The organism is [Clostridium] clostridioforme AGR2157 (assembly GCF_000424325.1).
GTDB classification, from domain to species: domain Bacteria; phylum Bacillota; class Clostridia; order Lachnospirales; family Lachnospiraceae; genus Enterocloster; species Enterocloster clostridioformis_A.
The window spans coordinates 63,682-90,208 of the sequence record NZ_AUJR01000017.1; the positions used below are offsets into that span (position 1 = coordinate 63,682).

Below are 26,527 nucleotides of genomic sequence, written 5' to 3' on the forward strand. Positions count from 1 at the left end.
GGAGGTGTGTGCAATCGGATACTTTGCGATGATTTATGCCAAGGATTTGCCGCACCGGGCAAAGACTGTGTATATGTACCTGAAAGACCGGTGCAACCGTGACAATCAGTGCTATCCAGCCATCGGGACCATTGCCAGAGAGCTGCAGCTTTCCCGCAGGACCGTGGAGCGTGCCATTGCTGACCTGGAACAGGCAGGATTGCTTTCTAAGGAGCAGCGCTGGAGAGAGAACGGTGGCAGGAGCAGTCTGCTATATACCCTGAAGGTGCCGCCATAAAAGAAAAAATGCCGCCAGGGGAAAAGTCTGTCCTCTTGGTGGCGTATGGCATATGCCATGATGTCGTATGCAGGGAAGGTATCACCTGAAGGAATTTTTAACAGCAGAAAAAGAAAAAAGAACCACCCTCTTAAAAAGGGCGGCTCCGGTTACGTCGTTTATCCGGATCAGGAAACGGACGATGGGGAAACCGAACAATTGATCCGCTATATCCGGCTCTTAAACAGCAGAGACAGAAAGGTGTTGCTGGCCAGTGCCAGACAAATGTTAAATTTTCTTTCAGGTAATATCTTTCCTGCACGCAATTTGCTTCGAATAAAAAATCTTTTAGGATTTGAGTAATTAACCATATATTCTTTCACCTTACCATTCATAAAAATTCTATATTCTTTTACTTTTGTCACAACTATATTGTTCGTATTTTTCAGGAACTTTCAGCACGTTCCTCTTTCATCCCGAACTGTACAATGGTGTTGGAGGTGAACTGCCAGTGAAAAAACTTGATTTATCTTACATGGGGCCAGTATTCAAACAGGCCCGCCTTGATGCAAATATGACACAGGACGAGCTTGCTGAACGGGTCGGAATCACATCCCGCTTCCTGCAGGCGATTGAAAGCAATGAAAGAGGCGTCAGCTTAGATACCCTGATCCGGATCATCCGGGCATTGGGCATTTCAGCAGACACTTGTAGAAAGAAAAAAACGAAAAGGAATTGTATATTTTCTTGACAGATATTCAAACGCAGATTATATTAAATATCAAATATCCGAATTTGGATGTTTGGCGTGGAGGATGCCTTTATGGAAGATAAAATCAAAAATCAGATTGATATAATCAATAATAAAATCAAAGAGTTGAATTCTCTTTATCATATTGCGGCCAATAGATCAGGGATATCGGATGGGGAGATTGGTATATGGTCCGTTCTTCTCCGTCCAAAGGAGGAATATTCACAACAGGATTTAAGTGAGCTATTGTCATTGCCGAAACAAACGGTTAATTCGATTATCTCAGGTTTGACTAAAAAGGGATTTGTTTATTTAAAACATGTTTCAGGAACACGTAATAGAAAAGTTATTTGTTTAACAGAAGAGGGATTGAAATATGGAACAAATCATGTTAAATGGATTTTTGATGCAGAAGAGAGTGTGTTAGAGCAGACAGATCTTAAGTAGGTACAGATATGTATCGATATGATGGAACGATACATCTTTCTCTTGAAAAAGGAATTTAATGTAGAATAAGAGGTAGGATGAGTTTTATTAGTGAGAATGTTATGAAAAAGCTTTTTGAAGGATTTGATTCGATTAAAGAGAGAAGTTTCTCTATTTGAATGATGGTATGGAGGGGGATAGTATTTTGGGCTATCCCCCATTTGCTAATGTGCGATAAAGAAGTAATAGAAGTGTAAAAAATTTTGCCGTTCCTATCTGGCGTTTCGCGATTACGTCGGATAGGAACGGCGTTTAGGCTTCGGGCAGGTCAATTCTGCCGACAAAGCTATAATAACTCAATGTCCTGTTATTAAAACCTATTTTGTGGTGAGCCACTTTCTAATAGATTTGATTTGAAATAATCATAACAATACTTACCGCCAGTGGTTGTTGTTATTGTAATCTTTTATCCAACCCTAAACGCATTTACCGCTAATCCAGCCATCAGTGATAGGGACCGTATTTGCAGATTGCCCGCCAAAACGGCCACCTGTGCCATATTCGGCGGCCAGTGTGAGCCATATTATCCGGCTAGCCACTAATCATTATTCCACGGTGTTCTTGACATGAGCCTCCATCGCACATGATGTTCTGGCAAAGCCGACAAACCAGTGCCAGCGGCGGATTTGCCAAGGCAGAGAGCCTATCATGTGCTACTCATGTAAAGAACCTTTCGTGGCATAACGGTCAGTGGCCGAGGGAGATACCTTGCTGGCCGCCAAATATGGCCTTGCTGGCCGCAGAAAATGACTGTTTGCAGTATTCAGTATTCTTGAAATATCATCCGTTTTAGAACTTACTCCTGTAAAGTACTCAGTGTATCATCAACAGACACTGCAATTACTTTATCATTTTTAACAAATGCCAAGAGTCGATAAATGAGATTTGAATACGTTGCATCATAAGACAAAGCTTCCGTAGCAATATATACCTCATCACAGTCAAACTTTTCTTTTAAAAATGTTAGAAATGAATAATTTGGTATGTTTTCTAATGAACTTTCATTAAAGATTAAATCCATTTCCATTAGGTCTTGAACATTTATCCCAACCTTTAGTCCACAACAGAATTCATATTGAGGCGTTGTAAGAACCACACCTCTAATCCGTTTTGAGGAAAAATCCGTTTCTTTTTCTGGCTCTCCTGTGGCATAAATAATCCCTGCTTCTTCAAAAAAATCCCAATATTCGTCTTCCGTCTCCGCCGAAGAATATTCTTCATAGGATGAGGTTAATACATCGCCAAGGCTAGCTGCAAAAAAAGGTGTTTTGTTTAAAATGGGGTGATTAGAAATCAATATTTTCTCGTCAGGCTGACTCACCTCTCCCTTGTATCCTCCGTAATACTGATCATACATCTGTTGAAGCAGACTCTCCAGCTCCCGCATTTTTTCTATAACAGTATCGTCTATTAACGTTCTTTTTCCTAGATATATATCTTGCGCTACTTCAGAAACAATTTTTCCCATTTCGAAATAACGTCCTCGTCCATTATCTATACCTTCAGAATCTTGATAAACAGATACCAGATAATGCCCATATTCTATGCTTTCTTTAATCAGCGCATCGTTGGAAAAATAATCAGGGTAACTATCTTTTATGTACAGAACCGCTTTATCACAACGGTTATCTGCCTCTACATTGCCAAGCGCCTCTAAAATGGCGTTCCGATCCTTTTCTGCATTTTCTTCCGCATATTGTTTGATTTTTTCTATTTCTATCTGTTTTTGTGTGCCAGTATCGTTTTTTTCTGAAATTTCTATATCTTCAGTAGAGGGAATCGGCAGGCTGACAACGGTTTCCTCTTGCTCAGTCTTTGTTATATTCTGTTCTTGCTCTTGCCTGTCAATATGTGAACAGCCTACATTAACAGTACATAAAACAAAGACTACGATAATAAACTCTGTCCTTTTAAAGTTTTTCAATCTCATCATATCCAATATTCCCCTTCCTTAAATGTCAACCAGCCTTCTATAAACTTCTGATCCATACACTTCCTACGGTTCGTGACGATTTTCTTTCCCTCCAGCTAGCGGGTTCTTTCTGTATGGTGGTTAATCTCCGCCCGGTTATGACTACCAGTTCCCTCACGAGAGGCGGTATGATCTAGTTCAGCACCGTAAGCCCGCCATTCTGTTTGTTCTTGCCTGCTGTGAGCTTTACCAGCTGCTTTCTTGTCTTTATTTTAGTATAGCATTTCTTCCTTCAAAACAAAGTGTCAAAAGAGTGTCATTTTTCTTAAAAAAAAATAACTTTTGTTGCAGAAGAACAACTATTAGTATTATAAAGCTTAAAAATATAATTCTATTTGTTTACAATTCAACCAGTTCTCCCTTATTAACATGCATAACCGGTTATAACAAAAAAATCAGTATTGAAAGGAGAACAAAACATGTCAATAATTGATACAATCATTAACAAAGCATTAGAGTTTGAGGGCATCACCGAAAAACCGGCCGGAAGCAATAATGTCCAATTTAATACCCATTATTATGGCCATGAAGTGGAGGACGGAAAGCCAAATGAAGATGATGCATACCCTTGGTGTGTGACATATTTATGGGATGTATTTAGACTATGCGGTGCTTCCAATATTTTCTGTGACGGCTTAAAAACAGCTTCTACGGAAACAGTTTATGATACCTACAATAACGGAAGACTATTTTCAACCGGACAAGCCGGTGATTTTATTCTAATCAAAACTTCTACCGCCAGCAGCGGCAGGCGTGTAAATCATGTGGGATTAGTAATCAGCAGGAATAGTGATGGAAGCTATGCGACAATCGAAGGAAATACAGGCGGTAATATTGCCGATGGAGGTGGTGTGCTCAGAAGAACTCGTCGTAGCAATGATACTGGATATACAATCGTGACATTTGCAAGACCCTCTTATTCCGGGTTTGAACCTATTGATGAAATCCCTGTCAGTGCACAGCTGACTGTTCAGGGCGTTAATGTCAATGTTCGGACAAGTCCTATAACCGGCGCTGTAGTAAAAACATTGAATACCGGTGCTCGTATTCAGGCAAGCGGACGTGTTCTGATTGATGGGGACCCGTGGTTCCATATCACTGATGGTTGGATTAGCGGTAAATACATTCAGGGCTGGGTAAAAGATTATAACGACAACAATCGCTGGTGGTATGTGGAGAAAGGCTATTCTTATTCGGTAAGTGCTTGGAAGACTATTGCAGGGAAAGACTACTGTTTCGGAGCGGATGGCTACCTTTTCGTGGAATGCTATATCAAATCCGAAGTCAACAGCACCTATTACTGGGTAGATGATGACGGCGTATACCTGAACCAGTATGATACTACCGTTCCTGATCCTGGATATCGGATAGTAGAAAATTTCAAGACAGAAAACGCTTATAGAGGATAAACAATTCTGGACGGACAGCAAGCTGCTTTCATGCGGCATGCTGTCCGCTTCAGCTAAGTTTGTTTCAAGTCACTTTTCCAGTATACAAACAGGAACTAATTGGCAATTTCAAGAGTTTTCTTGTCTGACACAGGATGTGGTATGATAACCATTAGTATTATATATATGTAAACGGTAGATAGTCCGTACCTATACAAAACTGGAGCAAACCTGTATGCTAGAAATAGATTTGCTCCAGTCTTATTTCACTTCTTCTTTACCAGGCTTCTGGAAAATATCAGAAAACCGAAACAATAATTTTTAACACAGCCGCTTCGTGGCTTGTGTTATTGCAGGTACGCACTATGGTGCGTTTACGGATAACCGAAGCCAGAAGTCTTTCATCGTAGAAAAAAGCGTTTTGTCCATAGCTACATACATAAAATTACCGCCAGCTCTTTTGAACTGACGGCAATTCTTTATAAATCATTCAGGTTCCTATTCCTGCTATCCTATATACCTTTAACCCTGATAAGCATTTTCCGTTTTGTAATTCTCTACAACCCGATAGCTGCGGTCAGGTGTGGCGGTATCATACTGATTCAGGTATACACCGTCATCATCTACCCAATAGTAGGTGTTGTTAACTGCAGATTTAATGTAGCATTCAACAAACAGATAACCATCCATGCCAAAGCAATAGTCTTTTTCAGCAATTGTTTTCCAAACGCTAATGGGGAAAGCATATCCCTTTTCCACATACCACCATCTGTTGTTATCATTGTAGTCCTTTACCCAGCCCTGTACATAATCGCCGCTGATCCAGCCATCGGCGATATGGAACCAGGGATCGCCATTAATCAAAATGCGGCCAGTGGCCTGAACGCTTGCACCTGTGTTGAGTTTTCTCACGATAGTAGCACTGGTATTCGGACTGGTTCTTACATTTACATTCGTACCCTGGACGGTCAACTGGGCGCTGACAGGGATTTCATTAGACGGGGCGGGAGTGCCATTCAAAAACATTGCTTTTTCCGCAGCGCGCCTTCTTACCAAACCCGGCTGGATTACATGATTATCATAAATCCATACATCAAACTGATCGGCGGCACCATTAATATCTCCCTGATTCAACAATCTCAGCAATGTGCTGTTGCTAAATGCCGTAGGTCCGATATTAAAAGTGAGTGAAACAAGCGCATCAAACATATTTTGCGTAATGCTGTAGGTTACCTTGCTGTTTACAGTGTTTTCTGCACCTTTGACATCCTGTCTGAGAAATTCTACCGCCTGTGCCTGAGTAATGACCATACCCGGATAAACTCCGGCGGTATGTCCATAACCAATTGTCCATACGCCTCCTGTGTCCTGGTACGCAGTTAATTCGCACCCCTCAAAAGAGGTAATTAAATCAATTCCTGCCTGTGAAGTTGTAAATGCCATATCTGTTCCTCCATTCAAATTTTATTTTGTACATGTACATCTGGTAATAAGGATTAAATGAAGGATTTGTAAACTGATTTCATGAAATCAGCAAAGTTTATTGTACTGTATACACATACCAAATAGACCAGTGTAAGAAATATAAGATTCAGAGATTGATAAAGCAATTGTTATGTGATATTATTACTGTTGGTAATATATATATAACATATAAATGTCTCTGTTTTGTCACTAGAGAAAAGGAGTGATACAGAGTATAATAATTTTTAATGACACAAATTCAGGCAAAGACGAGGAGGACGCTATGATAAAAAAAGTAAATAAACTTTTGGTAATTGTAATAATTGCAGTGGCAAGCATCATTGAAGTTGGTTGTACCCAAAGTAAAAACGATAATTTCAAAACAGGCGGCAGTGAACAATCTATGGAAAGCACAGTAGACGAAGGTGAAATATCTATCACAAATGAAAGTGACACAATTTCTACCGGAGGGGAGGAAGGAATCGAGCAAGAAGCAGTTGTTGAATCAGAAACGGAGGGGGCAGAGCAAAAGAGAGAAAGCATCGCAATAGAAACAGCACCAGTGACTAGGGATGATACTATTTTATATGGAAGTATCAAAACCATAGACGGTTTTCAGATGGTTGACGGTACTGATGTCCCGGTACAGGTATCATTTAATGTTACGAATGTTCAGGAAGGAGAATCGGCATATAAAACACTTATCTCAGGTAATGCAGAAATTCCGAAGGCGGAGAATGGCATGGAGTATGTTGTAGTAACTCTGAATGTTACCTATGATAGCGGAACGCCAGACAATCTTTATATCATGGAAGATTATGCTTCTTTAGATTCGGCAAAGATGTACTTCGCACTTTCTAATGGGGATAGCAATGCAGAACAGTTCACAAAGCATCTCAGCGATAGTATTTATAATTTAACTGTCGAAAAGGGAAAAAGTGCTCAGGGGTCAGTTGCGTTTCTGCGTAAGATTGGCAGCAATGAGCCATTATATTTTGTAGGATATGGAAAAACCATTAAGTTTGATATTGCAACGTCTGATAGGAGTAAATCATCAATGGATACTTCATTCGCAAGCTGCCGAGAACGCGATCCGTCCGTTTGCAGTCGGTAGGAAAAACTGGCTGTTCAGTGATTCTGTAGAAGGAGCCAATGCCAGTGCTGTAGTCTATACAATGGTTGAGATGGCAAAGGCGCACGGCTTGAACATTTACGGATATCTGAAATTTCTGCTGGAGCATCGGCCAACGAAAGACATGACCGATGCTCAGCTCGTAGAGCTTGCACCCTGGAGTGAAAAACTCCAATCTATCAAAAATCGCATGTGAATTATAGTGAATTACTCCAACCCGCAAAGGGCTGGGGTAATTTTATATCTGACCGCATCATTATTTGGCGGTTACAAAATATGCAACGAAAGACGATATGATAAAAAGTAAGAGGAGCCATGGTGTGATAAGCCATAGGTTCCTTTTACTTTCTAAAGGAGTAACATGCCAAAACTTATTTTTACTTCCCGATATTTAAAAGATGCGCAGCCATCTCAGAAGGAAAATTATGTCCATTATATTGGAACGCGGAAAGGTGTAGAGAAAATTGATACGAGTAAAAAGCATCTCCCGGCAACGGTTAGCCAAAAGAGGTTGGTGCATCAGCTGCTGCAGGATTTTCCTGTGGCAAAAGAAATGCTGGAGTATGAAGATTATAATGGTCCGTAGAATTTAGACAAAATTTTAAATAGTTTATCGTTAGGTCACACATACTAATCATAAAGGAGAGTGACTATATGCGAAAAACTTATTCGCCTGAATTCAAGGCAAAGCTTGTTATGGAAGTTTTGCGTGGTGAACGTTTGTTGAATGAAATTGCTTCTGAAAACAATGTTCATCCCAACATGCTCACACGTTGGAAAACAGATGCTACCAATAATTTCCATATACTCTTTGAAAACGAAAATGCTAAAATACGTAAGCAGGCCAAAGATTATGAGGCTCAAATTGAAGAACTTTATAAACAGATTGGAAAATTGACCGCTCAGTATGAGTGGATGAAAAAAAAATCTGGAATCTAATTTTCATCGTAAACAGCGTATCCTTATGGTTGACTGGAATGATCCGGTATTTCCTGTGTCAGTTCAGGCGCAGATGTTATCTTTAAACCGTTCGTCATTATATTATAAACCACTTCCTTCTTCAGAATGGGATTTGCAGTTAAACCGGCTGATTGATATTACTTATACGAAGCACCCTGAATTTGGATATCGCCGAATTACCGCATGGTTAGAAAGCTGCTATGGCTTTCATGCAGATAAAAAGACCGTGCTATCCCGCATGCAGGAGATGGGCATACAGGCTGTTTATCCCAGACAGAATACCAGTAAGCCCAACCCGGCTAATAAAATCTATCCTTATCTCTTAAAGGATGTGCAGGCCAGTTATCCCAACCATGTCTGGAGCATTGATATCACTTATATTCCAATACGGAAAAGCTGGCTTTATCTGACAGCTATTATTGACTGGTATTCAAGATATGTGCTTTCATGGACAATGAATGACACCCTGGAAATTCCATTCGTATTGGAAGCCTGTAAATACGCTCTGAGGGACGCCAGGCCCAGTATCATGAACAGCGATCAGGGGAGCCATTTTACCAGTCCCAAATATATTAATTTATTTTTAGAAGCAGGAGTTCTGATTAGCATGGACCATAGGGGACGGGCATATGACAATATCTTTATCGAACGTTTTTGGCGTAGTCTGAAATATGAAGATATCTATCTGAAAGACTATAGCTATCCCAGGGAAGCACGGTTGGGAATCCGTAAATATATGGATTTTTACAACAACAAGCGCCCACATCAGAGTTTAGGCTACAAAACACCTGCTGGAGTGTATTTTGACAGGGAATAACTTCCTTCCCTGTCAGAATATTACTTGAGTATAATCAATGTATCAAGGATGCAAGCACCGCTTCGCGGCAGGTCCTTGACACATTGATTATCCCCAAGTCCATTATCATTAAGGGAAGCAAGGGATAGTATGTTCCAATATTTTACAGGAACGTACGTTTGCCACCTAACGATAAATTTATTAAAAAACTGTCTTGACAAAACGGGTCACCATAGATTATCAAAGAAAACCGACAATAGAAAATGCTTCAGAATTTATCTCTTGTGCATTAGAACAGAATCTTGATCTGGCAGCGAAGCGAAAAAATTATGTGGACTATCTTGCATACCTTCCCCGCGTAGAAAAGATAGGAGAGCATGGCCTGTTTACAGATGAGGGGGAACCGGTGGTTCTCGGACAGGTGCAGAAACAGGTGGCGGAGCACAAGGGAATTGTGTGGACACATGTGATTTCCCTTCGGCGTGAGGATGCTGACCGGTTAGGGTACGACAGTGCTGTTCAGTGGATGGCATTGTTGCGTTCTAAACGGGCAATGCTGTATAAGCATATGAAAATTGACAGCGCTAATCTGAAATGGTATGCTGCATTTCACAATGAGAGCCATCATCCTCATGTTCATCTTCTGGTGTACTCAGCAAAAGATAGAGAAGGATATCTGACAAAGCAGTCAATTGAGGCCATGCGTTCTGAGCTGGCACATGATATTTTCCGCCAGGATTTTGCAAATATTTATGAGAAGCAGACTCAGTCCCGTACAGATTTAAAGGAACGATCTGAAGCGGTGATAAAAATATGGATAGATGAAATACGGGCGGGGACGTTCCAGAGTTCGGAAATTGAAATCAGTATGCTGCAGCTTTCTAAACGACTGCAGAATACAGGCGGAAAAAAAGTTTACGGTTATTTGAAGAGGGATGTAAAGGATCTGGTTGATCACATCGTGGATGAGCTGGAGAAAGATGACCGGGTGTCTGCCCTATACCGGGAATGGGGGCTATGGCAAGACGAGATCGTGAGAACTTACCGGAAGCAGCCGGAAGAATTACCGCCTTTATCAAAACAGCCTAAATTGAAAAACATCAAAAATATGGTGATTGCAGAAGCATTAAAGCTTGGCAGTCATCATTTTTTGTTTGAAGAGAATGAAGATAGATACTCAGAACCAGAGGATGATTTTCTTATACAGGAACCAGAGCCGATGGCAGAGCTGACAGGGGAATTGGATTCGGACTATATGGAGGAGGAACTCAAGAGAGAGCCTTTTTATAATGGCAGAAAAGGAACATCTGGTTCCAGCTGGTGGACAGATGGATATAAGCAGGCAAGGAACTATCTGTATGGCAGTGATTCTGCGCCACAGGATTTTGAAAAGGCATATCAGAGGTTCCTTCAGGAAGCAGGGCAGGGGAACGGGTTTGCCATGCAGGACCTTGACCGGATGTTTGTGGACGGCTTAGGACGGGATGCGGATATGATTCTGGCACAGAAATGGTATGAGAAAGCATTGGATGCATTTCAGGTAAGAGAAAAGTTTGTAAAGGAGAGGCAGAAACCCTATCTGCAATATCGTATTGGGAAAATGTATGCTTCTGGTTTGGGTACAGAACAAAACTATGAAAAGGCGGCACACTGGTTTTCCCAGGCGGCTGCAATGGATCATAAGTATGCCCAGTATTCTCTGGCCGGGCTTTATCGCCGGGGACAGGGGGTGGAGAAAAATGATACGCGGGCGTTTTCTCTGTATATGAGTTCAGCAGATTGAATGGAAGGGTAACCGTTACAGGATCCTGATTTTGAAATTCAATGGCGTCAATGATTTCGCCTATATTTAACTCTCTGAGTTTACGTTTTGTTTCATCGTTAAGCATTAGCTATTACCTCCATCAATCATAGTAGTCACTTCCACGGAGATATCCCATGGAATCATCGTCCGGTCCATCAGACTGCTTGGAATCAAGATACATCTTATCTTGATTCGCAGCCAGTATAGATTTAAGATGGTGGTAACGGGGCTTCTTAATTCCTTTGGTAATAGCAAACTCGCAGGCCGTTTCCAGGCGGGCCTCCGAATACGTTTTGCTCAGGCGCAGCACAGCCAGTGAAGGATTATAGCCCTGTTCTTTTATGGATACACCATCAAAGATACGGTTAATGGTCTTGGCAGTATAAGGACCAATGGCAGCTGCCCAGTTCTTAATACGCTCATCATCCCAGGGTGTAACCTTGAACTGTTCCGGCATATCCTCCGGATGGGTAGAATACTGATTTTTCCTTCCGGCAGCAAAGCGGTTGTGCGTCGCAATTCGATTGTCTTTATAATAGATTTCTACTGTCGTATCAGTAACCCTGAGATCAACAGTTTTACGAGCATACTGATAAGGGCAAGAGTATCTGTTCTTTTCGAATACCACATGAAAGTCGAGATTAACAGCTCTGCCATAAACCCAGGTGGCGATTTCATAAGGAATCTCCGGTAACGCATGTAAGTATTCCTTTTCATCAAGGAAAGCGTCATATCGTGAACCTTCACGCTTCTGAAAGTTTTCGTGATTAAATTCATAGAGTTTTTTTGCTACAGCAGCCTTGAGATCCTCAAAGCTGTAAAATACATCGTTCCTAAGTTTAGCAATGATGGCTGTAGCCACTTTACCGACAGTACCCTCAACAGATGCTTTTTGTTTTGGCTTTTTAACCTGTGCAGGCATTATGGCGGTCATATAATGCTGACCCAGAGCTTCATAATCCGCTGTAAGGATGATTTCGCCTTCTCTCGGATGAGTGACAACACCTGTTTTTAAATTATCACAAACAAGCCTTGTGGTGACCCCTTCAAAGTATTCATACATTCTTACATGACAACGGATGAAGGTATCCATCTTCATGTCGCAAGTAGGCTCAACGTAAGAATACTGGCTGTAAGGCATGGTGGCAACAGATATACTGTAACAACTTCACCGGTTGAGGTATCAACATAGCTCGTTGTTGGGCCAGACCAGTCAACTTCAGTCTTTACACCAGGCTTATTTTCGAGATGATTTGTAAGTTTGTTAACGGTTACATGATTACCATAACCTTCGCAAAATTTTGTGTATCCCATAGGGATTGAATCATCTTCCAGACATTTGTCCTTATACTCCTGCCATAGAAGTTTAAGAGTAACACCTGTCTTTCTGAGTTCCTGATGAATGTATTCATAATCAGGATCCTTATACAGGTCGTCTACAGCATGTTTGTCCGGATAAAACATACGATAGACTTCATTTTCGTCAAGGAATCGGACATCCCTATAGGTAATGCCTTTCTCATCTGCGATATGAAAGACATCGCTGACAGAGTGCCTTGACATGTGACGAGTGGACGCAATCCCGTTGCGGGACATATGTGCATCCCGAAGCTCTAAGATGAGCTTCACATTAATTTTTTTGGCCATAGCATTGGCCTCCTTCCGTTAGATTTGAGACATAAAGCCTCTGAAACTATTCTAACGAAAGTGGTGCTATTGCGTGAATTGTTATTATAAATAAAGCAAGGTAGGGCTATACCGCGAATGGGTGGGGCTCAAATGCGTATCGAGTGGGCTCGGAGCCCGAAATAATCAGCAACAAAGAAGTGGACGATGCCAATCCGGAACTGGGGCCAGGTATATGGGGAACTGAGTCTCATGTATGAGGGCCGGCTGCCGATCTAAGGAAATCTAGAACCGTTCAGGACAGGCGGGAATCCGCCTGTTCTTGACATACGCAGATCGTTTACCTTCGAGTTCATATCATCTCTCTTCAGATTGTTTTGTTGAAACTTTAATCATTCTAAACCATAAAACTGTATTTTCCAGCCATCATCCTTTTTAATAAATTCCATTGTAAGATTCTGAAACCTGTCGCTTGAACTGTTATCTTTATATTGAGCATAAACCACACAAACATCGTCTATATTCTTTTCTGTTATATCAGAAATCCCCTTAAATACAACAGAAGATAAATCAGGAGCATTTTCAGGGTCAGAATATGCATCTATATCCCATTCATATGGGGAAATTAAATAATCTTTTAAAGTATCAATATCTCCATTAAAATATGCTAAAAGAAAATGAGTTGCCATATTTTCGAGCTCTTGTGCATCTTTTGATAAGGAATTTGATTCTTCTGTTTCATTACTTGCCACATCGGTATCTGCGCTTGATCCTGTTTCATCCAGCTCTATTATAGATATATCTGTATTATCTATAGGCGTAGTCATTTCGTTTTCAGGTGAAGCAGATTGAGTGGGTGTACAAGCGACAAGTGTAGGAATACATAGTATCGCAATTAATATCATTAATATGCTGCGTTTGCCATGATTCAGAAGGTTTGATTTGTTAAGTGATTGAATGTTCATTTTTCGTTCTCCTTTTTCTATAAAATTTTTTCATAATTGAGTTTCTAATTCTCCCCAATATCTCTTATTAATAGGCATAACCGGTTATAAAACACAACAAACATTTATTTTTAGAAAGGAGTAAACACATTATGAGAGTTTACATTTCACCATCCAGTCAGACAGAAAACGTAGGCGTAGGCAGTTATGGAACCGAAGCCGCCAGAATGCAGCAGTTGTCCAATATTGTGGTAGCCGCTCTTAGAAATATGGGGCATACCGTATATGGTGGGGATAACAGCTTGACGTTAAGCCAGCGAATCCAGGCATCCAACAACACAGGAGTTGATTGCCATGTTGCACTTCACTCCAATGCAGGAGGCGGTACCGGTCCTGAAGTATGGTACTATTCTACTTCCAATAATGGTAAGCGGCTGGCACAGAACATCTTAGCAGAAATCGAAGATGTTTCTGGCTGCCCGAAATCCAGAGGCGTAAAAGGCTCAACTGATTATGCTGAACTGAAGCAGACCTCGGCTCCGGCTGTTATTGTTGAAGTCGCTTTTCATGACAACGCCAGCGATGTTAACTGGATTATCGGCCATATGAATGAAATCGGTCAGGCCATTGCAAATGGAATCAACGCTTTCTAAAATCTGGTCAATAAAAAGGCGGTAATTAGAGGGGCTGTTGCACCAAAAGATATAAGGATCAGGGTGTAACAGCTCTTCTTGAAGTTAGAGCATAATCATTTATTTATAGCAAATTCAAGTATGTCGCCAAATCCAACAAAGCGTAATGGCTCATCACCATCCACTTTATGTAGGATATCAACTGCTCATGTGTCTGAGTTTCCCTTATCTTAGCTTCATTCGAATTCATAATGATGTTTATTCATCTTCGCAAAAGATTGTGGCTGGTCATTTGCTGGTGCACCATTTGAAGGTACAATCTAAGAGCGTCCGACTGCCAGGAAACATACGGTGAGCATGGTAGCTGTTGCCTGTGCAATATTCTTTTTCATAATTGATTTACATACCTCCATAAAAAAGATTATTTTAAACTATAGGACAGCAACGCTTAATCGTCTAGTGACAAAAAAGTGACAAATGCTACCCAATATGGTTGTATATATAATACTAATGGTTATCATACCACATGTTTAAAGTGATTTCAACGGAATTCTGATACGTATTGTTAGACAGGTCATAGTTGGAATGATTGTGGATATGAAATGGAAGTTGTTTTCATATTCCCAGTCAATCTACAGAAGTGATTGGCTGGGAATGTTTGGAGCGATGGCTTAAAAGCTTAAAGTCTGGTGGAAGAAATACACAAGTGAATCTCAAGGACTGTAATGATCGTTCTGCCGTTCAATTAATAAGAACCGAAGTTTCGGAAAGTGACAGATTCGTTCCCGCTGCTGGTGTATATGGTTCCGACAAACTCGATTTTGTAGTTCCCAGAGCCGCTGGATGCTAAATGTCCCGTGTAATCAACAGTACCTCCTTGAAAACTAAGTTTTTCTGAATCAATCTTTACATAATTTCCGGAGGCGTCTTCTTTGTACAAGGTTGCTGTGCCGGATATGGAATTGACTGCGGATGCCCTCTTATATCCAAAATATATATGGTTTCCGATTTGTTTGGATGCACACTAATGGTGGCACTTTGGATATAGCGATATCGGGGACTTACATTTTCCATATTCACAGATGGGATAAATGCAGAATCGGAGGGGCTTTCAGCAAATACCGTCATTGTAGGAAATGCTGATAGCAGGGTCATAGCAGTTAATCCTGTAGCTAAAAATGTTTTTGATTTCATAGTGAAATCTCCTTTCTAATTGTTCTCATAATTATGAACACCATAGCTGCATTTTTTTCTACAGGTTATTTTATGTTTTCTGCAATTTTTATCATGATGCCTTTTTCCAATGAAGCTGACAGACGGAAATCTCCTTGTTCTGTATGCCATGCAATACAGTTTTTAAAATTAGTATCCGTAGACTCGAAAAATTTTCCCTGTATGCCATTTATATGAATGTCGCTTACGATGTAGTGCTCATTATCAATATAGGTTGTAGAATTCTGGAAGTAAACTAACAATTCAATGATATCTTCGGAATCATTTTTGTATATTACTTGGAGCCTATATTCATTTTTTGTCGATTCAAGCAGATAATAACCATCTGGAAGATAAGTACATTCTAAGTTTCCAATGGTGTCTGAATCAGTTGAAGCAAAATCGAACTGTATATACTTCTCATATATATGTATAATGACGTTCTGGCAAGCAGCACGCACTTCTTCAGATGACAGTAAAGCAGTAAAACTGATTCCCATGATTAAGAGGACGATAGAGGCGATTTTCTTCCCGTATCGTAAAGGCACCTCTACATTTTTGCGATAACGATAGTGTTTTATGATTTTGCGCATTCTCCAATCATAATGCTCAGGAAGAATGATACTGTTTATTTCTTTTTCAGAAGGATAGTCTTTTGTCTCATTCAGGCTATTTTCAATAACGGCAGCCTTTAAAAAGGACTCCCAAATTTCATCTTCAAATTCATTATACATGTCCCTGCTCCTTTAATCTCTCACGTAGAATTAGATTTGCGCGATAAAGCCGCATTTCTACAGTTTTTTTCTTGATTTTTAAAAATGATGCGATTTCATCATTTGAAAAGCCATTGATATATTTCAGCTCCAATACGGATTTGTAAATATCGTCCAGTTTATGGACTTCTTCAGCTAATTGATGAATCTGCTCTTTGGTGATGAGATAATCCAGTATCATCTCTCCGCCGCTGACCTTAACTCTTGGCTCAATCACGTCCTTAACCGGTGTAATCCTAACGGACTCACCTGTATTCCCTCCTCTTTCTCAGGCTGGTTATAACCAGGACCACAATGGTGACCACATAGGGAAGGGCCTTGAATATCTCCTGTGCTCCCCTGTCCAGACCCGGTATATACAGGTAAAGGATGTAGAGGCCGCCAAACAATTTTGCGTCAGGGGAGTGGCTTTTCGGCCGAAGGGGAACACTGTCCTCCTCCCACCTGGTCCCATTTGAATTTGTCTGTGGTTCTGGAATTTCATCCAGAAAGTCTTCCGGATGCCTGCTTTTGCTGCGAAGATAATTTGAACAGTAATTGCGGGTAATCGTAATAATGTAGTTTCTTGTTTTCTTATGGTCATTTATATCGATACTATCCAGATGTTCAGCAAGGATTATGTAAATATCATGGGATAAATCCTCTTTTGTGTGTTCATCAAGGTTATAACGGCTCAATGTATAATAAATTGTTTTTCCGTATGTTTCGTACAAAATGACGAATTTATCCCTGTCTTCCGGCGTGTCAAAGACTAGAATCAACATTTTTTCTACCGCCCCTTTTCGTTATGATAGCTTAGTTCGACAGCGACTACAGAATCCATGATATCCAATATCTTCTGCTGTTCTAAAGACGGAAGGTTTTTTAGTTGGTTTTCAATGTACTTTAACTTTTCTGAGGTGTAGTTTTTCAACTCTTTTCCCAAAAGAATATCTACAGAGATATCAAGGGCATTTGCCAGTTTGACCAGCGTGTCCAGGCTGGGAGATTTTTCGCCACGTTCAATATAGGAAATGAAGATGGTGCTGCACTCGATCTGTTCCGCCAGTGCCTCCTGGCTGTATCCGGCGCGTTCTCGGTATCGTTGTAATTGTTTCCCAAATGCTTTCTTATCCATCATGTAACTCCTGCTTGGTTAAAGATATAATACTTTTAGTTATGCCCTTAAAGTATACAGAAATTACATTTTATGTTGAAATAACCAACGATTATATAAATAATACTGTTTGTTGTAATTAACGAAAAATTTTTACATTTGGGTTTCCATAATTTGGACAATTTTCTTATTACTATATATCTTGGAAGGAAGGAGGTGGTTCCAAATGGAAGAAATTCTAACCCAGTTGATACAGTCACAAGGTGTATGGGCCGTCCTGTTTGTTTTCCTACTGCTCTATACAATCAAGAAAAATGACAAACTGGATGAGCTGCAGGACGCAAGAGAGAAAGAGTATCGTGAGCTGCTGTTGGAGTTGACAGAAAAATTTTCTGTTGTCAATGAGATAAACAGCAAGCTGGATACCTTATGTACCCAATGCGCTTCGCAGGCCAAGGAATAATTTCCCAGGGAGCCGCCTTTTGGCGGTTCATCTGGGAGAATCCATATTCCAGATGCGCTTTTTGAGACGGTTCACGTACTGTCTTGTGTATCCGAGTTTTGCGGCAATTTCCTTGTCGCTATAGCCCAGCATAAGCAGATATAAAATCTTCCGCTCTATTGGCAATTTGCTTTTCAAGGCACTTTCCAGATCAACGAGAGAAATGCAGTTATCTGTCTCATAATCGTGTTGGCAATCACGGTTGTCGGAAGCGTCCAGGGAGACAGAATGTGCCTGTATGTTCTGAATCTCTACGCTGTTATGGTAAAGCTTCGTAAACCTGTTGACAACCGATCTGTTTATGTAAGAAATGCAGCCATATTCATCATCTGCTGATGGTATCTTTCTGACAGCCTCATACAAAGCAAGGCTTAATTCCTGTAAGCTGTCCTCATACTCCAGATAATACAGTTTTCTTGCATATGCTTTTATCAATGGAGAAAAACGCTTCAGCAATTCTTCAAAACATTCCTCATTTCCAGTGTCTAAATACCCTTTGATAAGAGCAGATATGGTGTTTTCCATTTTTACTCCTTTTTTGATGTAAAAAGGAATAAAAGTGGAAATCAGAAACTGAAATTTGAAATTTTCTCTTTCTTTTACTATAGCGTTCTTTTTAGGGTTTTGTAAGTGACAAAACAGGGCCACTTTCATGCCACTTGTAGAAAAATGGCGGGAACAGGTGTTTATCATAAAAAAGGGAAAGGAACATATTGAGGAAAATGACAGAAATACAGCTGAAAAAATTACTGCGCCAGCTTCATGCAGCGCAAATACAGGATTCTCTTCTGGAAGAATGTTCAAAAATATCAAAAAGTAATCCTGAAACACTTCCATACAGTGGTAATGTTCAACTCAGGATCATCGGAGAAACATTAAATATTTTAAGCCGGAATGAGAGATTCGTAATAGAAACACATTTGGTTTATCATCACACATGGACGGAAACCATGACGCTTTTCTCCGAAGAAAACGGACCGGGTTGTGGGAGATCTGAACGGACGTTAAAACGCATCCAAAGCCGGGCATTAAAGAAAATGGTCAATTTTATTAACCGTTCCCAGCTAAAAGAATATTTCCATAAAACGTAAAGTCTACATATGGAAACAGTCAGGCAGTAAGATGCTGCAAAATACCTGATTAATCACAAAATTGACTAGATTTCATAATTTAAAAAGAGAATACCATAGCGCTGAGGAAAATGATTTATTTCTCAGCGCTTTTTTTTGCACTTTTTTTGTAATGAATCTGGTACCAGTACATTGCCGTGGACCGCCAATTCCCCTTCGTTTTCGCAATTCAAAACGAAGGAGGACAAGCTATGGCAAAGCCATACCGTATACCGGATTTTAGAAAAATGTATCCGGAAGCCAGCGAGGAAGTCATCGCTGTGCTGAGAACCACAGAAAGAAAAATGCAGTATCAGGAATATGACCTAAAGTCAGAGCAGACGATTATCGATCAGGAAAATCAGACTGTGACCATTATCCCAAGCCGGGAGGATTCCTTCGAACGCTTGGTAGAGCAGTCAGTGCAGTTTCGTGAGGAAACTTTGAGCCTGGATGAGTGGATCATCCGGCGACTGGAAATTGAGCAGTTACATAAGGCGCTGAATGTTCTTTCTGATGATGAGCGCTATCTGATAATTCAGCTCTACTTTGAGGAACGGACAGAACGGGAAGTGGCAGAAGAACTGGGAGTTTACCACAATGCTGTTCATAAGCAGAAAATCAGGATTTTAGCGAAACTCAGAAAAATTTTAGAAAAGATTTGATTTCAGGGTGTGCAAAGTGTTTTTTCAACGTGGAAGTAATTGAGAGGACAAAAAATCCTCTCCTCTGTTCTTTGAAAAACACTGCCGGAAGGCTGTCATATCCAGAAGCGCAGATACGTTAGCTGTTCTGTCCGAAAGGAAAAAGCGGCATGGAGGATACGCCAGGACCACCTGCAAGTAGTCAGAGTACTTGTAAAAAGCGATAGCATCGAAGGTGATGAGCGAGAAATATTCGTCCGAAAGCGGCCTATGGTAAGCCGTCCCGCCAAGACCTGAACAGCAGATAATGATACTTCCGTCCAGTCACAGCCCCGAAAAATCGGGATCACGCAATGAGGGCGGCTCTGGGAGATCCCCGGAGGGGTGAGATACCCATGACGGTTCCTGACCAGAGCCGGTCTGTGTTTTCTGCCCATAGGACTGCCTGTATGGCAGTCCTGGTTCCGGGAAGTAGTGTCGAATAGGAACAAGAGAAAACGAAGAACAAGTTTTATAGTTTCATGTTAGAAACTACAGCGGCAGACATTGGGGAGTTATTCCGGTGGCTGCCGCTGTCCTTGTAGCATGAAAAAAAGGGAACAAAGGAGGAGCAGATAAGGATGAAACAGGAAGCATATGATATGGTGGAACGAATCATGGATACGGAGATGATGGGATATGCCTATTTGTATCCAAGGGGTGAGGAGATGCGGAAAGAGTATCTGATTTCTACCACGCCGGAGAATCTGGCAAATTTTATAGGAAGTCATTTTACAGATGCCGGGAAGATGGTGATAACGGACGTGATGGACCGTCTGATTGTGGATACCGTGGGAGGATTTCTGGATACCTGTCCGGACCAGAAGTTGTGCCGGGAGTTGATCGGGCGTCTGGCACCGATTCAGATGGGGGAGCAAGAACCGGGAGAAATCCTTGCTGTGGACAGGGAGATGTCAGAGGAATACTTTCGTGAAGAAGACCAGATGATTACCATGATGGAACTTTCTATGGGGTGAAGGAGGTGCGTTTCATGCAGATCAGGAAAGGTGATGTCTACTATGCGGATCTGACTCCGGTAGTTGGTTCGGAACAGGGGGGAGTGCGTCCGGTTCTGATTATTCAGAACAATATCGGCAACCGCCACAGCCCTACCGTTATTGTAGCAGCGATTACCAGAAGCCGCTCCAAACCCCACCTTCCAACCCATGTATCACTGTCTGCTGTTTGCGGACTTCGGCAGGATTCCATGGTGCTGTTGGAGCAGGTGCGGACCATAGACCGGTCCCGCTTGAGGGAGTACATAGGACGGCTGAACCCATCACAATTACAGTTTGTGAATCAGGCACTGGCGGTCAGCTTCGGCATGGAGCAGGAAGCATTTTCGCAGCAGATGTGTATCAGATTATGAGTCAGGAGGTCAGGAGATTGAAGCAGGAAAAAAGAGCATGGGTTTACTGCCGGATTGATGCGCCGGAGGATACTCACGGAGCGTTGAAAAACCAGAGGAAACTGCTGATGGATTATGCCGAACAGATGGGATTTGTTGTGGCCGGGTGTTCGGAGGATTTCGGTTCCGGGGCAGATTTTGAGCGTCCCGGATGGAAGCGGGCTGCAAAAGCAGTACAGGAAGGAAATATTGATGTATTGGTTGTCCAGAATATTTCCCGTATAGGCAGGGATACCTGCCGGATTATGGAGTATTTGGAGAAACTCCGTCAGAGTGGGATTGATGTATATTCTCCGATGGAGGGAAAGCTGAGTTTTTCTTTGCAGCGGTTTATTGGGATGTGCATGGGAGGTAAGGATCTCTCACCGTAATAACAGGAGGATGCGTATGGGGACAAAAAAGGAAACAAGGGAGATACAGTATAAACTGGCTGTGAAACTGCTTAATCTGATGCTGGAAAGCGGTTTTCTGCAGCCGGAGGAATATGAAAAAATTGATGCCTTAAACCGTGAAACTTTTTCCCCGGAACTTTCCAGAGTATATGTGTAAAAACACTGGATATGTTCCAAAAGGTGTGGTATTGTGTGGTGCTAACAGGAGAACCTGGTTCTCAGAAAGGAGAAGCCTATGGCAAAGAAAATTACAAAAATTGAGCCTGTCAGCCAGAAATACACACAAGAAACAGCACCGGTTCTGCGGGTGTGCGCTTACTGCCGTGTCAGCACAGGAACTGCAGAGCAGAAGGATTCCTTTGAAGCCCAGGTACAGTATTACAGCCGGATGATTCAGGATAAAGACGGCTGGGTATATGCGGGCATTTATGCAGATGAAGCCCGGAGCGGTACAAAACTGACCAGACGGGATGAATTCCACCGCATGCTACAGGATTGCAGGCTGGGGAAAATCGACCTGATTCTTACAAAGTCTGTAACCCGGTTTGCCAGAAACACCGTAGACAGCATCAGAGCTATCCGCCAGCTAAAAGAGCTTGGCATCGGCGTATATTTTGAAAAGGAACGGGTCAATACCCTGTCAGAAAAAAGCGAACAGCTTCTGACGATCTTAAGTTCCATTGCGCAGGGGGAATCGGAGAGTATTTCTACCAATAACAGATGGGCAATTGTCCGCCGCTTCCAGAATGGAACCTATACCATCAGTTCGCCGGCATATGGATATGTCAATGATGAGAATGGAGAGCTGGTAATAGAGCAGGAAGAAGCAGCGGTTGTTCGTAGGATTTTTGATAGCTACCTTGGAGGAAAGGGTTCCTATGCAATCGCCAGGGAACTTAGGCAGGAGGGACTGCCGACCATACGGTATTCAAAAGGCTGGCAGGACAGTGTAGTCAAGGGAATTTTGCAGAATCCCGTTTATGAGGGTGACCTGCTTCAGCAAAAGACCTATACAACCGAAGGGGTTCCATTTATAAAAGGGCGTAACTGTGGACAGCTGCCGCAGTATTTGATTAAGGATAATCATGAGGCAATCATCACCAGAGAAGAAGCAGAAGCGGTGCGGCAGCTTTATGAATACCGCAGGCAGAGACAGTGTGCTGAAGACCGGACCATTTATCAGAACCGGTATGTATTCAGCAGCCGGATTATCTGTGGAGAATGCGGTTCCACGTTCCGCAGGCAGAAGATTTATATCGGAAAGCCCTATGAAAAGATACGGTGGAGCTGTCATCAGCATATCGAAGATATCTCAAAGTGCAGACAGAAGGCTGTGCGGGAGGATGGAATCAAGCAGGCATTTGTCCAGCTGTGGAACCGGCTTGCCAGTAATTATGAAGCAATCCTGCTTCCCCTGCTGTCGGTATTAAAAGCAGTTCCGGGAGATCCGGCGCAGGAGAGGGAACTGGAAGATCTGGAAAAAAGAATACAGGAATTAAAAAAGCAGAGCCATATGTTGCGAAAAGTCCTTGCGGACGGCAATATCGGCTCTGCTGTTTTTATAGAGCAGCGGAACCAGATGGATATGGAACTGGAAAAAGCCTGCCACAGGCAGCAACTGCTCAAAGAACAGAAGGTATTTGAACAGGAGATTGCACAGACAGAATACCTGCTGACAGTCTTCCGGAACCGGCCTGTCATCATAGAGGAGTTTGATGAGGAACTGTTCCTGATAATCATCCAGCAGGTAACGGTCTATCCGGCACAGCGCCTTGGGTTCCGGTTGAAAAATGGACTGGAGCTGGAAGAAACCTGTGGAAAGGCGGTGGAGTAGAATGCAGAATCATACGCCAATGGGTTATCGGATTGTAAATGGGAAAGCAGAGATTATTCCGGAAGCCGCAGAGATTGTGAAAGGAATTTTTGAAGATTATCTGAATGGAACCGCTACATACCGGATTGCAAAAAAACTTACAGAACAGGGTGTTCTAAATACCAACCGCAGACCATCATGGAGCCATTGTTCCGTAGGGAAGATTCTGGAAAACCAGAGATACAAAGGAGATGATTTCTACCCTGCCCTGATGGATGCAGAGACTTTTGAACAGGTACAGGAGCGGCGCAGGGAACGGGCAGAGAGTCTGGGGCGGAGAGCGCAGCTCAACAGTTATGCAAACAAAAGTCTGTTTGGAGACCGGATTGTATGCGGAATCTGTGGGCAGCCTTACCGAAAGTATGTGGAGCACTGCAACCAGCCGGGAGAAACCATCCGATGGAAATGCAAACGCTATATCAAAGGGAACAGGGTGTACTGCCGGAACATTTTTTTGACGGAGGAACAGATAGAGGATGCCATCCTTGCGGCAGTCAATTATTTTATAGAAAATCCAGATTTGCTGGATCAGGGAGTAACTGTTCTGAAGACGGAACTGGAAAGCGCCCAAAGCCGGAAACTGACGGGGCAGATACAGGAATGTCTGGAGAACGGGCAGTATTCGGCAGATGCAATCAGACAGCTGGTGTTTGAACGGGCAAGGGCGCAGTATCAGGAAGCTGCCATTGATGACAGCGGTTTCCGGACAGAGAAGCTGAAAGCTGCGCTTACGGGCAGAGTGCCGCAGGTACAATTTGACCCGGAGCTTTTCCGGCAGACAATTCAAAAAATAATCGTAGGGAAAGACAACATCCTGCAGATTGAACTGCTGAATGGAGTAGCTGTCGAGGTTAAAATTGATTGATGGGAAGGAGGAACTACATACATGGCAACTGTGGTAAAGAAAAATATCTCCGTGATACCGGCAATGCCTGCCTATGACCGGACGGTACGCCCCCAGATGAAAGCCCTTCGGGTAGCGGCTTACTGTCGTGTCAGCACGCTAATGGAACAGCAGGAAAGCAGCTATGAAGCGCAGGTCGGCTATTATACGGAAAAAATCAAGAGCAATCCAAACTGGAAGCTGGCAGGTATCTATGCAGACGATGGAAAGAGTGCAACCTCCACCAGAAAACGTGCAGATTTTCAGGCGATGATAGATGACTGCATGGCAGGGAAAATTGACATAGTCATTACAAAGTCCATCAGCCGGTTTGCAAGAAATACGGTGGATTCTCTGACACATATCAGAAAGCTCAAGGAGAAGAACATTGCAGTCTATTTTGAAAAAGAGGGAATCAATACGCTGGAGGGAAGCGGCGAGCTGCTGATTACCATCCTGAGCAGCCAGGCGCAGGAAGAAAGCCGAAATATCAGCGAAAACTGCCGCTGGGGAATTGTCAGGAGGTTTGAGGACGGAAAGGTCATCGTCAACCACAGCAAATTCATGGGATACACAAAGGATAAGGATGGGAACCTGATTATTGTTCCGGAAGAGGCAGAGGTGGTGCGGCGGATTTTCCGGCTCTTCTTAGAAGGGAACAGCAGCTATCGGATTAAACAGATCCTGGAGGCGGATGGTATTCGTACTGCAACCGGGAATACCGTATGGCAGGCAACTGTGATAGACAAGATGCTGGTCAATGAAAAGTATATGGGAGATGCCCTGCTCCAGAAGACCTATACGGTGGATTTTCTTACAAAGAAGAAGGTTATGAATAAAGGAATTGTGCCGCAGTATTATGTGGAGGATGACCATGAGCCGATTATACCCAAAGAGCTGTTTCACCGGGTGCAGGAGGAAAAGGCGAGGAGAGCCAGTATTTACCGAGCGGATACCAAGAAAAAGAATATTGAAATAAAAGGAAAATACAGCTCAAAATATGTGCTGTCGGATATCATGGTCTGTGCAGAATGCGGACAGCCATACCGGAGGCAGGTATGGTCAAAATATGGAGCAAAGCGGGCTGTGTGGCGGTGTGACAACCGCTTGAAGCATGGCTCCAAGAGATGTAAGCATTCCCCTACATTAAAGGAAGAAATCCTGCATGAAGCGATTATGACAGCAGTTAACAGCGTAGTGGAAGATCAGGGCGAATTCGTGCAGGCATTCCGGGAGAACGTCATACGGATTATAGGGAGCTACTCTGCGGCTGCAGAACCCACGGAATACGACAGCCAGATAGAGGAGCTTCAGAAAAAGATGATGAAGCTCATCGAAGACAGTGCGAAAGCCGAGTCTGCGGATGAAGTGTTTGATAAGGAATATCGTATCATAGCAGATGAGATCAAAGAACTGAAGAAGAAAAAGACCAAGGTTGTCCGGGAGAGGCAGCTGGCGGAGTCCTATGACCAGAGAATGCAGGATATGGAAAGCTATATGAGAAAGACCAATTACCTGAAAAAAGAATTTGACGATGATCTGGTAAGACGTCTGCTGCGGGCAGTCAGGGTTATTAATGAAAGCAAGATAGAGATACAGTTTCAGTCCGGCATTGTGATGATACAACGGATAGATTTTGAAGATTAAGGAAGGCGGGAGCCAATCCGAAGGGAGCGCTCCTGCCGGGGTGGTATATGGAACGCTGCTAAGAATAAAATCCTCAGACGGTGGGCTGAGGGTTTTATTGTTGGCAGGGGGGAAATGGGGATTCTAAGATGCTTTTGGTAGAAAAAGGTTTAATCGTATGATAGTATATAAATATGTCAGAATAGTGAAAATATAGAAACTAATTAGGGGAGTTACAATTGTGGAAAAGATGTTAGTTGCTTCAGAAGAAACAAAGACTTTCTTTGTGCAAGCTTTTAAAACTAATAGATTGGTTCCTGTTTTTGGAGTAGGATTCAGTTGTGGGATGCCAGTACGAAAGAAAAATTGTATTCCTACTAGTAGACAGTTAAAAATGTACTTCAATAATATGGTAAGTTATCTAGTACAACTCGATTTAAATAAGCTTACAATTTAAGCATTGGTAGTAATCTGATTTCTTGGCTTACGTGTCCGTGCTTTGGGCGCACGTTTCCCTTGGTTTTCAGGACTTGCTGCTTTCGCATTTACAACTTCATAGACGATTGTGCCCACATCCTCTTCCGAAAGATCAATCGTGTCCAAGCGGTATTTCCATTTGTAGGGGACGGGAACCTCATTGATTTCTTCAAAGTATTTCAAAATCCGTTCCTTTAGTTCCTCTTTCGAGCCTACACGAATCCCGGACAACATCTGGCGGGTCATTTTGCTGAAAAAGCCTTCCACCATATTCAGCCAGGA

31 protein-coding genes and 6 pseudogenes are annotated in these 26,527 nt (G+C 42.3%); 23 read left to right on the top strand and 14 right to left on the bottom strand.

Annotated elements, in window-relative coordinates; translation table 11 throughout:
• The first annotated feature begins 28 nt into the window (after positions 1-28).
• From G614_RS0109845 to G614_RS0109860, 4 genes are all read left to right on the top strand, one after another.
• On the top strand, positions 29-277 hold the full coding sequence (locus G614_RS0109845) for a helix-turn-helix domain-containing protein (RefSeq protein WP_002587152.1): 249 nt from the start codon (positions 29-31) through the stop codon (positions 275-277).
• Positions 278-322: 45 nt separating this feature from the next.
• Entirely contained in the window at positions 323-619 is a 297-nt protein-coding gene (locus G614_RS0109850) for a hypothetical protein (RefSeq protein ID WP_027641817.1), read from the top strand.
• 148 nt (positions 620-767) lie between these two features.
• Positions 768-1,007: a helix-turn-helix domain-containing protein gene (locus tag G614_RS0109855; RefSeq protein ID WP_002587153.1), complete on the top strand. Its 240-nt coding sequence runs from the start codon at positions 768-770 to the stop codon at positions 1,005-1,007.
• A 72-nt stretch (positions 1,008-1,079) separates the two neighbouring features.
• The gene (locus G614_RS0109860; RefSeq protein ID WP_002587154.1) at positions 1,080-1,454 is read left to right on the top strand and encodes a helix-turn-helix domain-containing protein; all 375 of its coding nucleotides are present in this window, start codon (positions 1,080-1,082) and stop codon (positions 1,452-1,454) included.
• 835 nt (positions 1,455-2,289) lie between these two features.
• Here the strand turns inward: G614_RS0109860 and G614_RS0109865 are convergent.
• Positions 2,290-3,426 carry a hypothetical protein gene (locus G614_RS0109865; RefSeq protein WP_027641818.1) on the bottom strand — a complete coding sequence of 379 codons (1,137 nt, stop codon included), beginning with the start codon at positions 3,424-3,426 and terminating at the stop codon, positions 2,290-2,292.
• A gap of 458 nt (positions 3,427-3,884) precedes the next feature.
• Between G614_RS0109865 and G614_RS0109870 the strand changes: the two genes are divergently transcribed.
• Entirely contained in the window at positions 3,885-4,874 is a 990-nt protein-coding gene (locus tag G614_RS0109870; protein ID WP_002587156.1) for a CHAP domain-containing protein, read from the top strand.
• Positions 4,875-5,375: 501 nt separating this feature from the next.
• Here G614_RS0109870 and G614_RS0109875 read toward each other — a convergent pair.
• Positions 5,376-6,296 carry a glycoside hydrolase family protein gene (locus G614_RS0109875; RefSeq protein WP_002587157.1) on the bottom strand — a complete coding sequence of 307 codons (921 nt, stop codon included), beginning with the start codon at positions 6,294-6,296 and terminating at the stop codon, positions 5,376-5,378.
• A 304-nt stretch (positions 6,297-6,600) separates the two neighbouring features.
• On the opposite strand from G614_RS0109875, the gene G614_RS0109880 reads away from it, so the two are divergent.
• The 6 genes and pseudogenes from G614_RS0109880 (at position 6,601) to mobP3 (ending at position 10,988) form a co-directional block, all read left to right on the top strand.
• A complete protein-coding gene (locus G614_RS0109880; protein ID WP_002587158.1) occupies positions 6,601-7,431 on the top strand; it encodes a hypothetical protein in 831 nt (276 codons plus the stop codon).
• Positions 7,397-7,645 (top strand): annotated as a pseudogene (locus G614_RS29865) (IS66 family transposase); the annotation flags it as partial. The gene G614_RS0109880 and the pseudogene G614_RS29865, both read left to right, overlap by 35 nt.
• Positions 7,646-7,810: 165 nt before the next feature.
• Positions 7,811-8,023 (top strand): annotated as a pseudogene (locus G614_RS0109890) (hypothetical protein); the annotation flags it as partial.
• A gap of 80 nt (positions 8,024-8,103) precedes the next feature.
• Positions 8,104-8,388 (top strand): transposase, encoded by a 285-nt coding sequence (locus G614_RS33660; protein WP_002587160.1) that lies wholly within the window; start codon positions 8,104-8,106, stop codon positions 8,386-8,388.
• Positions 8,378-9,226 carry an IS3 family transposase gene (locus G614_RS0109900; RefSeq protein ID WP_330364487.1) on the top strand — a complete coding sequence of 283 codons (849 nt, stop codon included), beginning with the start codon at positions 8,378-8,380 and terminating at the stop codon, positions 9,224-9,226. Before G614_RS33660 ends, G614_RS0109900 begins: the two co-directional genes overlap by 11 nt.
• Before the next feature lie 193 nt (positions 9,227-9,419).
• On the top strand, positions 9,420-10,988 hold the full coding sequence (mobP3, locus tag G614_RS0109905) for a MobP3 family relaxase (protein WP_027641820.1): 1,569 nt from the start codon (positions 9,420-9,422) through the stop codon (positions 10,986-10,988).
• Positions 10,989-11,109: 121 nt separating this feature from the next.
• On the opposite strand, the gene G614_RS32655 is transcribed toward mobP3, so the two are convergent.
• The 3 genes from G614_RS32655 to G614_RS0109920 form a co-directional block, all read right to left on the bottom strand.
• Positions 11,110-12,108 carry a Mu transposase domain-containing protein gene (locus G614_RS32655; RefSeq protein ID WP_002587163.1) on the bottom strand — a complete coding sequence of 333 codons (999 nt, stop codon included), beginning with the start codon at positions 12,106-12,108 and terminating at the stop codon, positions 11,110-11,112.
• Positions 12,105-12,656: a hypothetical protein gene (locus tag G614_RS32660; RefSeq protein ID WP_002587164.1), complete on the bottom strand. Its 552-nt coding sequence runs from the start codon at positions 12,654-12,656 to the stop codon at positions 12,105-12,107. The genes G614_RS32655 and G614_RS32660 overlap by 4 nt, the downstream gene beginning before the upstream one ends.
• A 371-nt stretch (positions 12,657-13,027) precedes the next feature.
• Positions 13,028-13,600 carry a hypothetical protein gene (locus G614_RS0109920; protein ID WP_002587165.1) on the bottom strand — a complete coding sequence of 191 codons (573 nt, stop codon included), beginning with the start codon at positions 13,598-13,600 and terminating at the stop codon, positions 13,028-13,030.
• Positions 13,601-13,731: 131 nt separating this feature from the next.
• Between G614_RS0109920 and G614_RS0109925 the strand changes: the two genes are divergently transcribed.
• Positions 13,732-14,232, top strand: coding sequence for an N-acetylmuramoyl-L-alanine amidase family protein (locus G614_RS0109925; RefSeq protein ID WP_002587166.1), 501 nt, complete (start codon positions 13,732-13,734; stop codon positions 14,230-14,232).
• Between the two features lie 885 nt (positions 14,233-15,117).
• On the opposite strand, the gene G614_RS32665 is transcribed toward G614_RS0109925, so the two are convergent.
• The 7 genes and pseudogenes from G614_RS32665 to G614_RS0109945 form a co-directional block, all read right to left on the bottom strand.
• Positions 15,118-15,405 (bottom strand): hypothetical protein, encoded by a 288-nt coding sequence (locus G614_RS32665; protein WP_242828052.1) that lies wholly within the window; start codon positions 15,403-15,405, stop codon positions 15,118-15,120.
• 65 nt (positions 15,406-15,470) lie between these two features.
• Positions 15,471-16,157, bottom strand: coding sequence for a DUF4367 domain-containing protein (locus tag G614_RS0109935; protein WP_002587168.1), 687 nt, complete (start codon positions 16,155-16,157; stop codon positions 15,471-15,473).
• Entirely contained in the window at positions 16,150-16,377 is a 228-nt protein-coding gene (locus G614_RS27220) for an RNA polymerase sigma factor (RefSeq protein ID WP_049948057.1), read from the bottom strand. The genes G614_RS0109935 and G614_RS27220 overlap by 8 nt, the downstream gene beginning before the upstream one ends.
• Positions 16,375-16,446, bottom strand: a pseudogene (locus tag G614_RS32670) (glycine/sarcosine/betaine reductase component B subunit); the annotation flags it as partial. The pseudogene G614_RS32670 and the gene G614_RS27220, both read right to left, overlap by 3 nt.
• Positions 16,442-16,585 (bottom strand): annotated as a pseudogene (locus tag G614_RS34345) (ABC transporter permease); the annotation flags it as partial. The pseudogenes G614_RS34345 and G614_RS32670, both read right to left, overlap by 5 nt.
• A gap of 126 nt (positions 16,586-16,711) precedes the next feature.
• A pseudogene (locus tag G614_RS34350) lies at positions 16,712-16,960 on the bottom strand (RNA polymerase sigma factor); the annotation flags it as partial.
• Between the two features lie 5 nt (positions 16,961-16,965).
• Positions 16,966-17,316, bottom strand: coding sequence for a helix-turn-helix domain-containing protein (locus G614_RS0109945; protein WP_242827484.1), 351 nt, complete (start codon positions 17,314-17,316; stop codon positions 16,966-16,968).
• Positions 17,317-17,518: 202 nt separating this feature from the next.
• Here G614_RS0109945 and G614_RS0109950 point away from each other — a divergent pair, with 202 nt between their 5' ends.
• A complete protein-coding gene (locus G614_RS0109950) occupies positions 17,519-17,755 on the top strand; it encodes a BhlA/UviB family holin-like peptide (RefSeq protein WP_002587171.1) in 237 nt (78 codons plus the stop codon).
• A 27-nt stretch (positions 17,756-17,782) separates the two neighbouring features.
• On the opposite strand, the gene G614_RS0109955 is transcribed toward G614_RS0109950, so the two are convergent.
• Complete coding sequence (locus G614_RS0109955; protein ID WP_242827724.1) at positions 17,783-18,448, bottom strand: sigma-70 family RNA polymerase sigma factor; 666 nt, start codon at positions 18,446-18,448, stop codon at positions 17,783-17,785.
• Positions 18,449-18,516: 68 nt separating this feature from the next.
• Here G614_RS0109955 and G614_RS32155 point away from each other — a divergent pair, with 68 nt between their 5' ends.
• From G614_RS32155 to G614_RS0110005, 10 genes are all read left to right on the top strand, one after another.
• Positions 18,517-18,885 (top strand): hypothetical protein, encoded by a 369-nt coding sequence (locus G614_RS32155; protein WP_139196794.1) that lies wholly within the window; start codon positions 18,517-18,519, stop codon positions 18,883-18,885.
• Between the two features lie 230 nt (positions 18,886-19,115).
• Positions 19,116-19,568: an RNA polymerase sigma factor gene (locus G614_RS0109965; RefSeq protein ID WP_002587173.1), complete on the top strand. Its 453-nt coding sequence runs from the start codon at positions 19,116-19,118 to the stop codon at positions 19,566-19,568.
• A gap of 599 nt (positions 19,569-20,167) precedes the next feature.
• The gene (locus G614_RS0109970) at positions 20,168-20,563 is read left to right on the top strand and encodes a hypothetical protein (RefSeq protein ID WP_003524949.1); all 396 of its coding nucleotides are present in this window, start codon (positions 20,168-20,170) and stop codon (positions 20,561-20,563) included.
• 14 nt (positions 20,564-20,577) lie between these two features.
• Positions 20,578-20,955, top strand: coding sequence for a type II toxin-antitoxin system PemK/MazF family toxin (locus tag G614_RS0109975; protein WP_002587175.1), 378 nt, complete (start codon positions 20,578-20,580; stop codon positions 20,953-20,955).
• A gap of 17 nt (positions 20,956-20,972) precedes the next feature.
• Positions 20,973-21,365 (top strand): recombinase family protein, encoded by a 393-nt coding sequence (locus tag G614_RS0109980; RefSeq protein WP_002587176.1) that lies wholly within the window; start codon positions 20,973-20,975, stop codon positions 21,363-21,365.
• 16 nt (positions 21,366-21,381) lie between these two features.
• Positions 21,382-21,543 (top strand): SHOCT domain-containing protein, encoded by a 162-nt coding sequence (locus G614_RS31925; protein ID WP_002587177.1) that lies wholly within the window; start codon positions 21,382-21,384, stop codon positions 21,541-21,543.
• Positions 21,544-21,621: 78 nt separating this feature from the next.
• A complete protein-coding gene (locus G614_RS0109990) occupies positions 21,622-23,220 on the top strand; it encodes a recombinase family protein (RefSeq protein WP_002587178.1) in 1,599 nt (532 codons plus the stop codon).
• 1 nt (position 23,221) lies between these two features.
• Positions 23,222-24,124 carry a recombinase family protein gene (locus G614_RS0109995; protein WP_002587179.1) on the top strand — a complete coding sequence of 301 codons (903 nt, stop codon included), beginning with the start codon at positions 23,222-23,224 and terminating at the stop codon, positions 24,122-24,124.
• Positions 24,125-24,145: 21 nt separating this feature from the next.
• The gene (locus G614_RS0110000; protein ID WP_002587180.1) at positions 24,146-25,789 is read left to right on the top strand and encodes a recombinase family protein; all 1,644 of its coding nucleotides are present in this window, start codon (positions 24,146-24,148) and stop codon (positions 25,787-25,789) included.
• Positions 25,790-26,009: 220 nt separating this feature from the next.
• Positions 26,010-26,225, top strand: a complete 216-nt coding sequence (locus G614_RS0110005; protein ID WP_027641821.1) for a hypothetical protein — start codon at positions 26,010-26,012, stop codon at positions 26,223-26,225.
• On the opposite strand, the pseudogene G614_RS34355 reads toward G614_RS0110005, so the two are convergent.
• Positions 26,222-26,527: pseudogene (locus G614_RS34355) on the bottom strand (IS630 family transposase); the annotation flags it as partial. The gene G614_RS0110005 and the pseudogene G614_RS34355 overlap by 4 nt on opposite strands.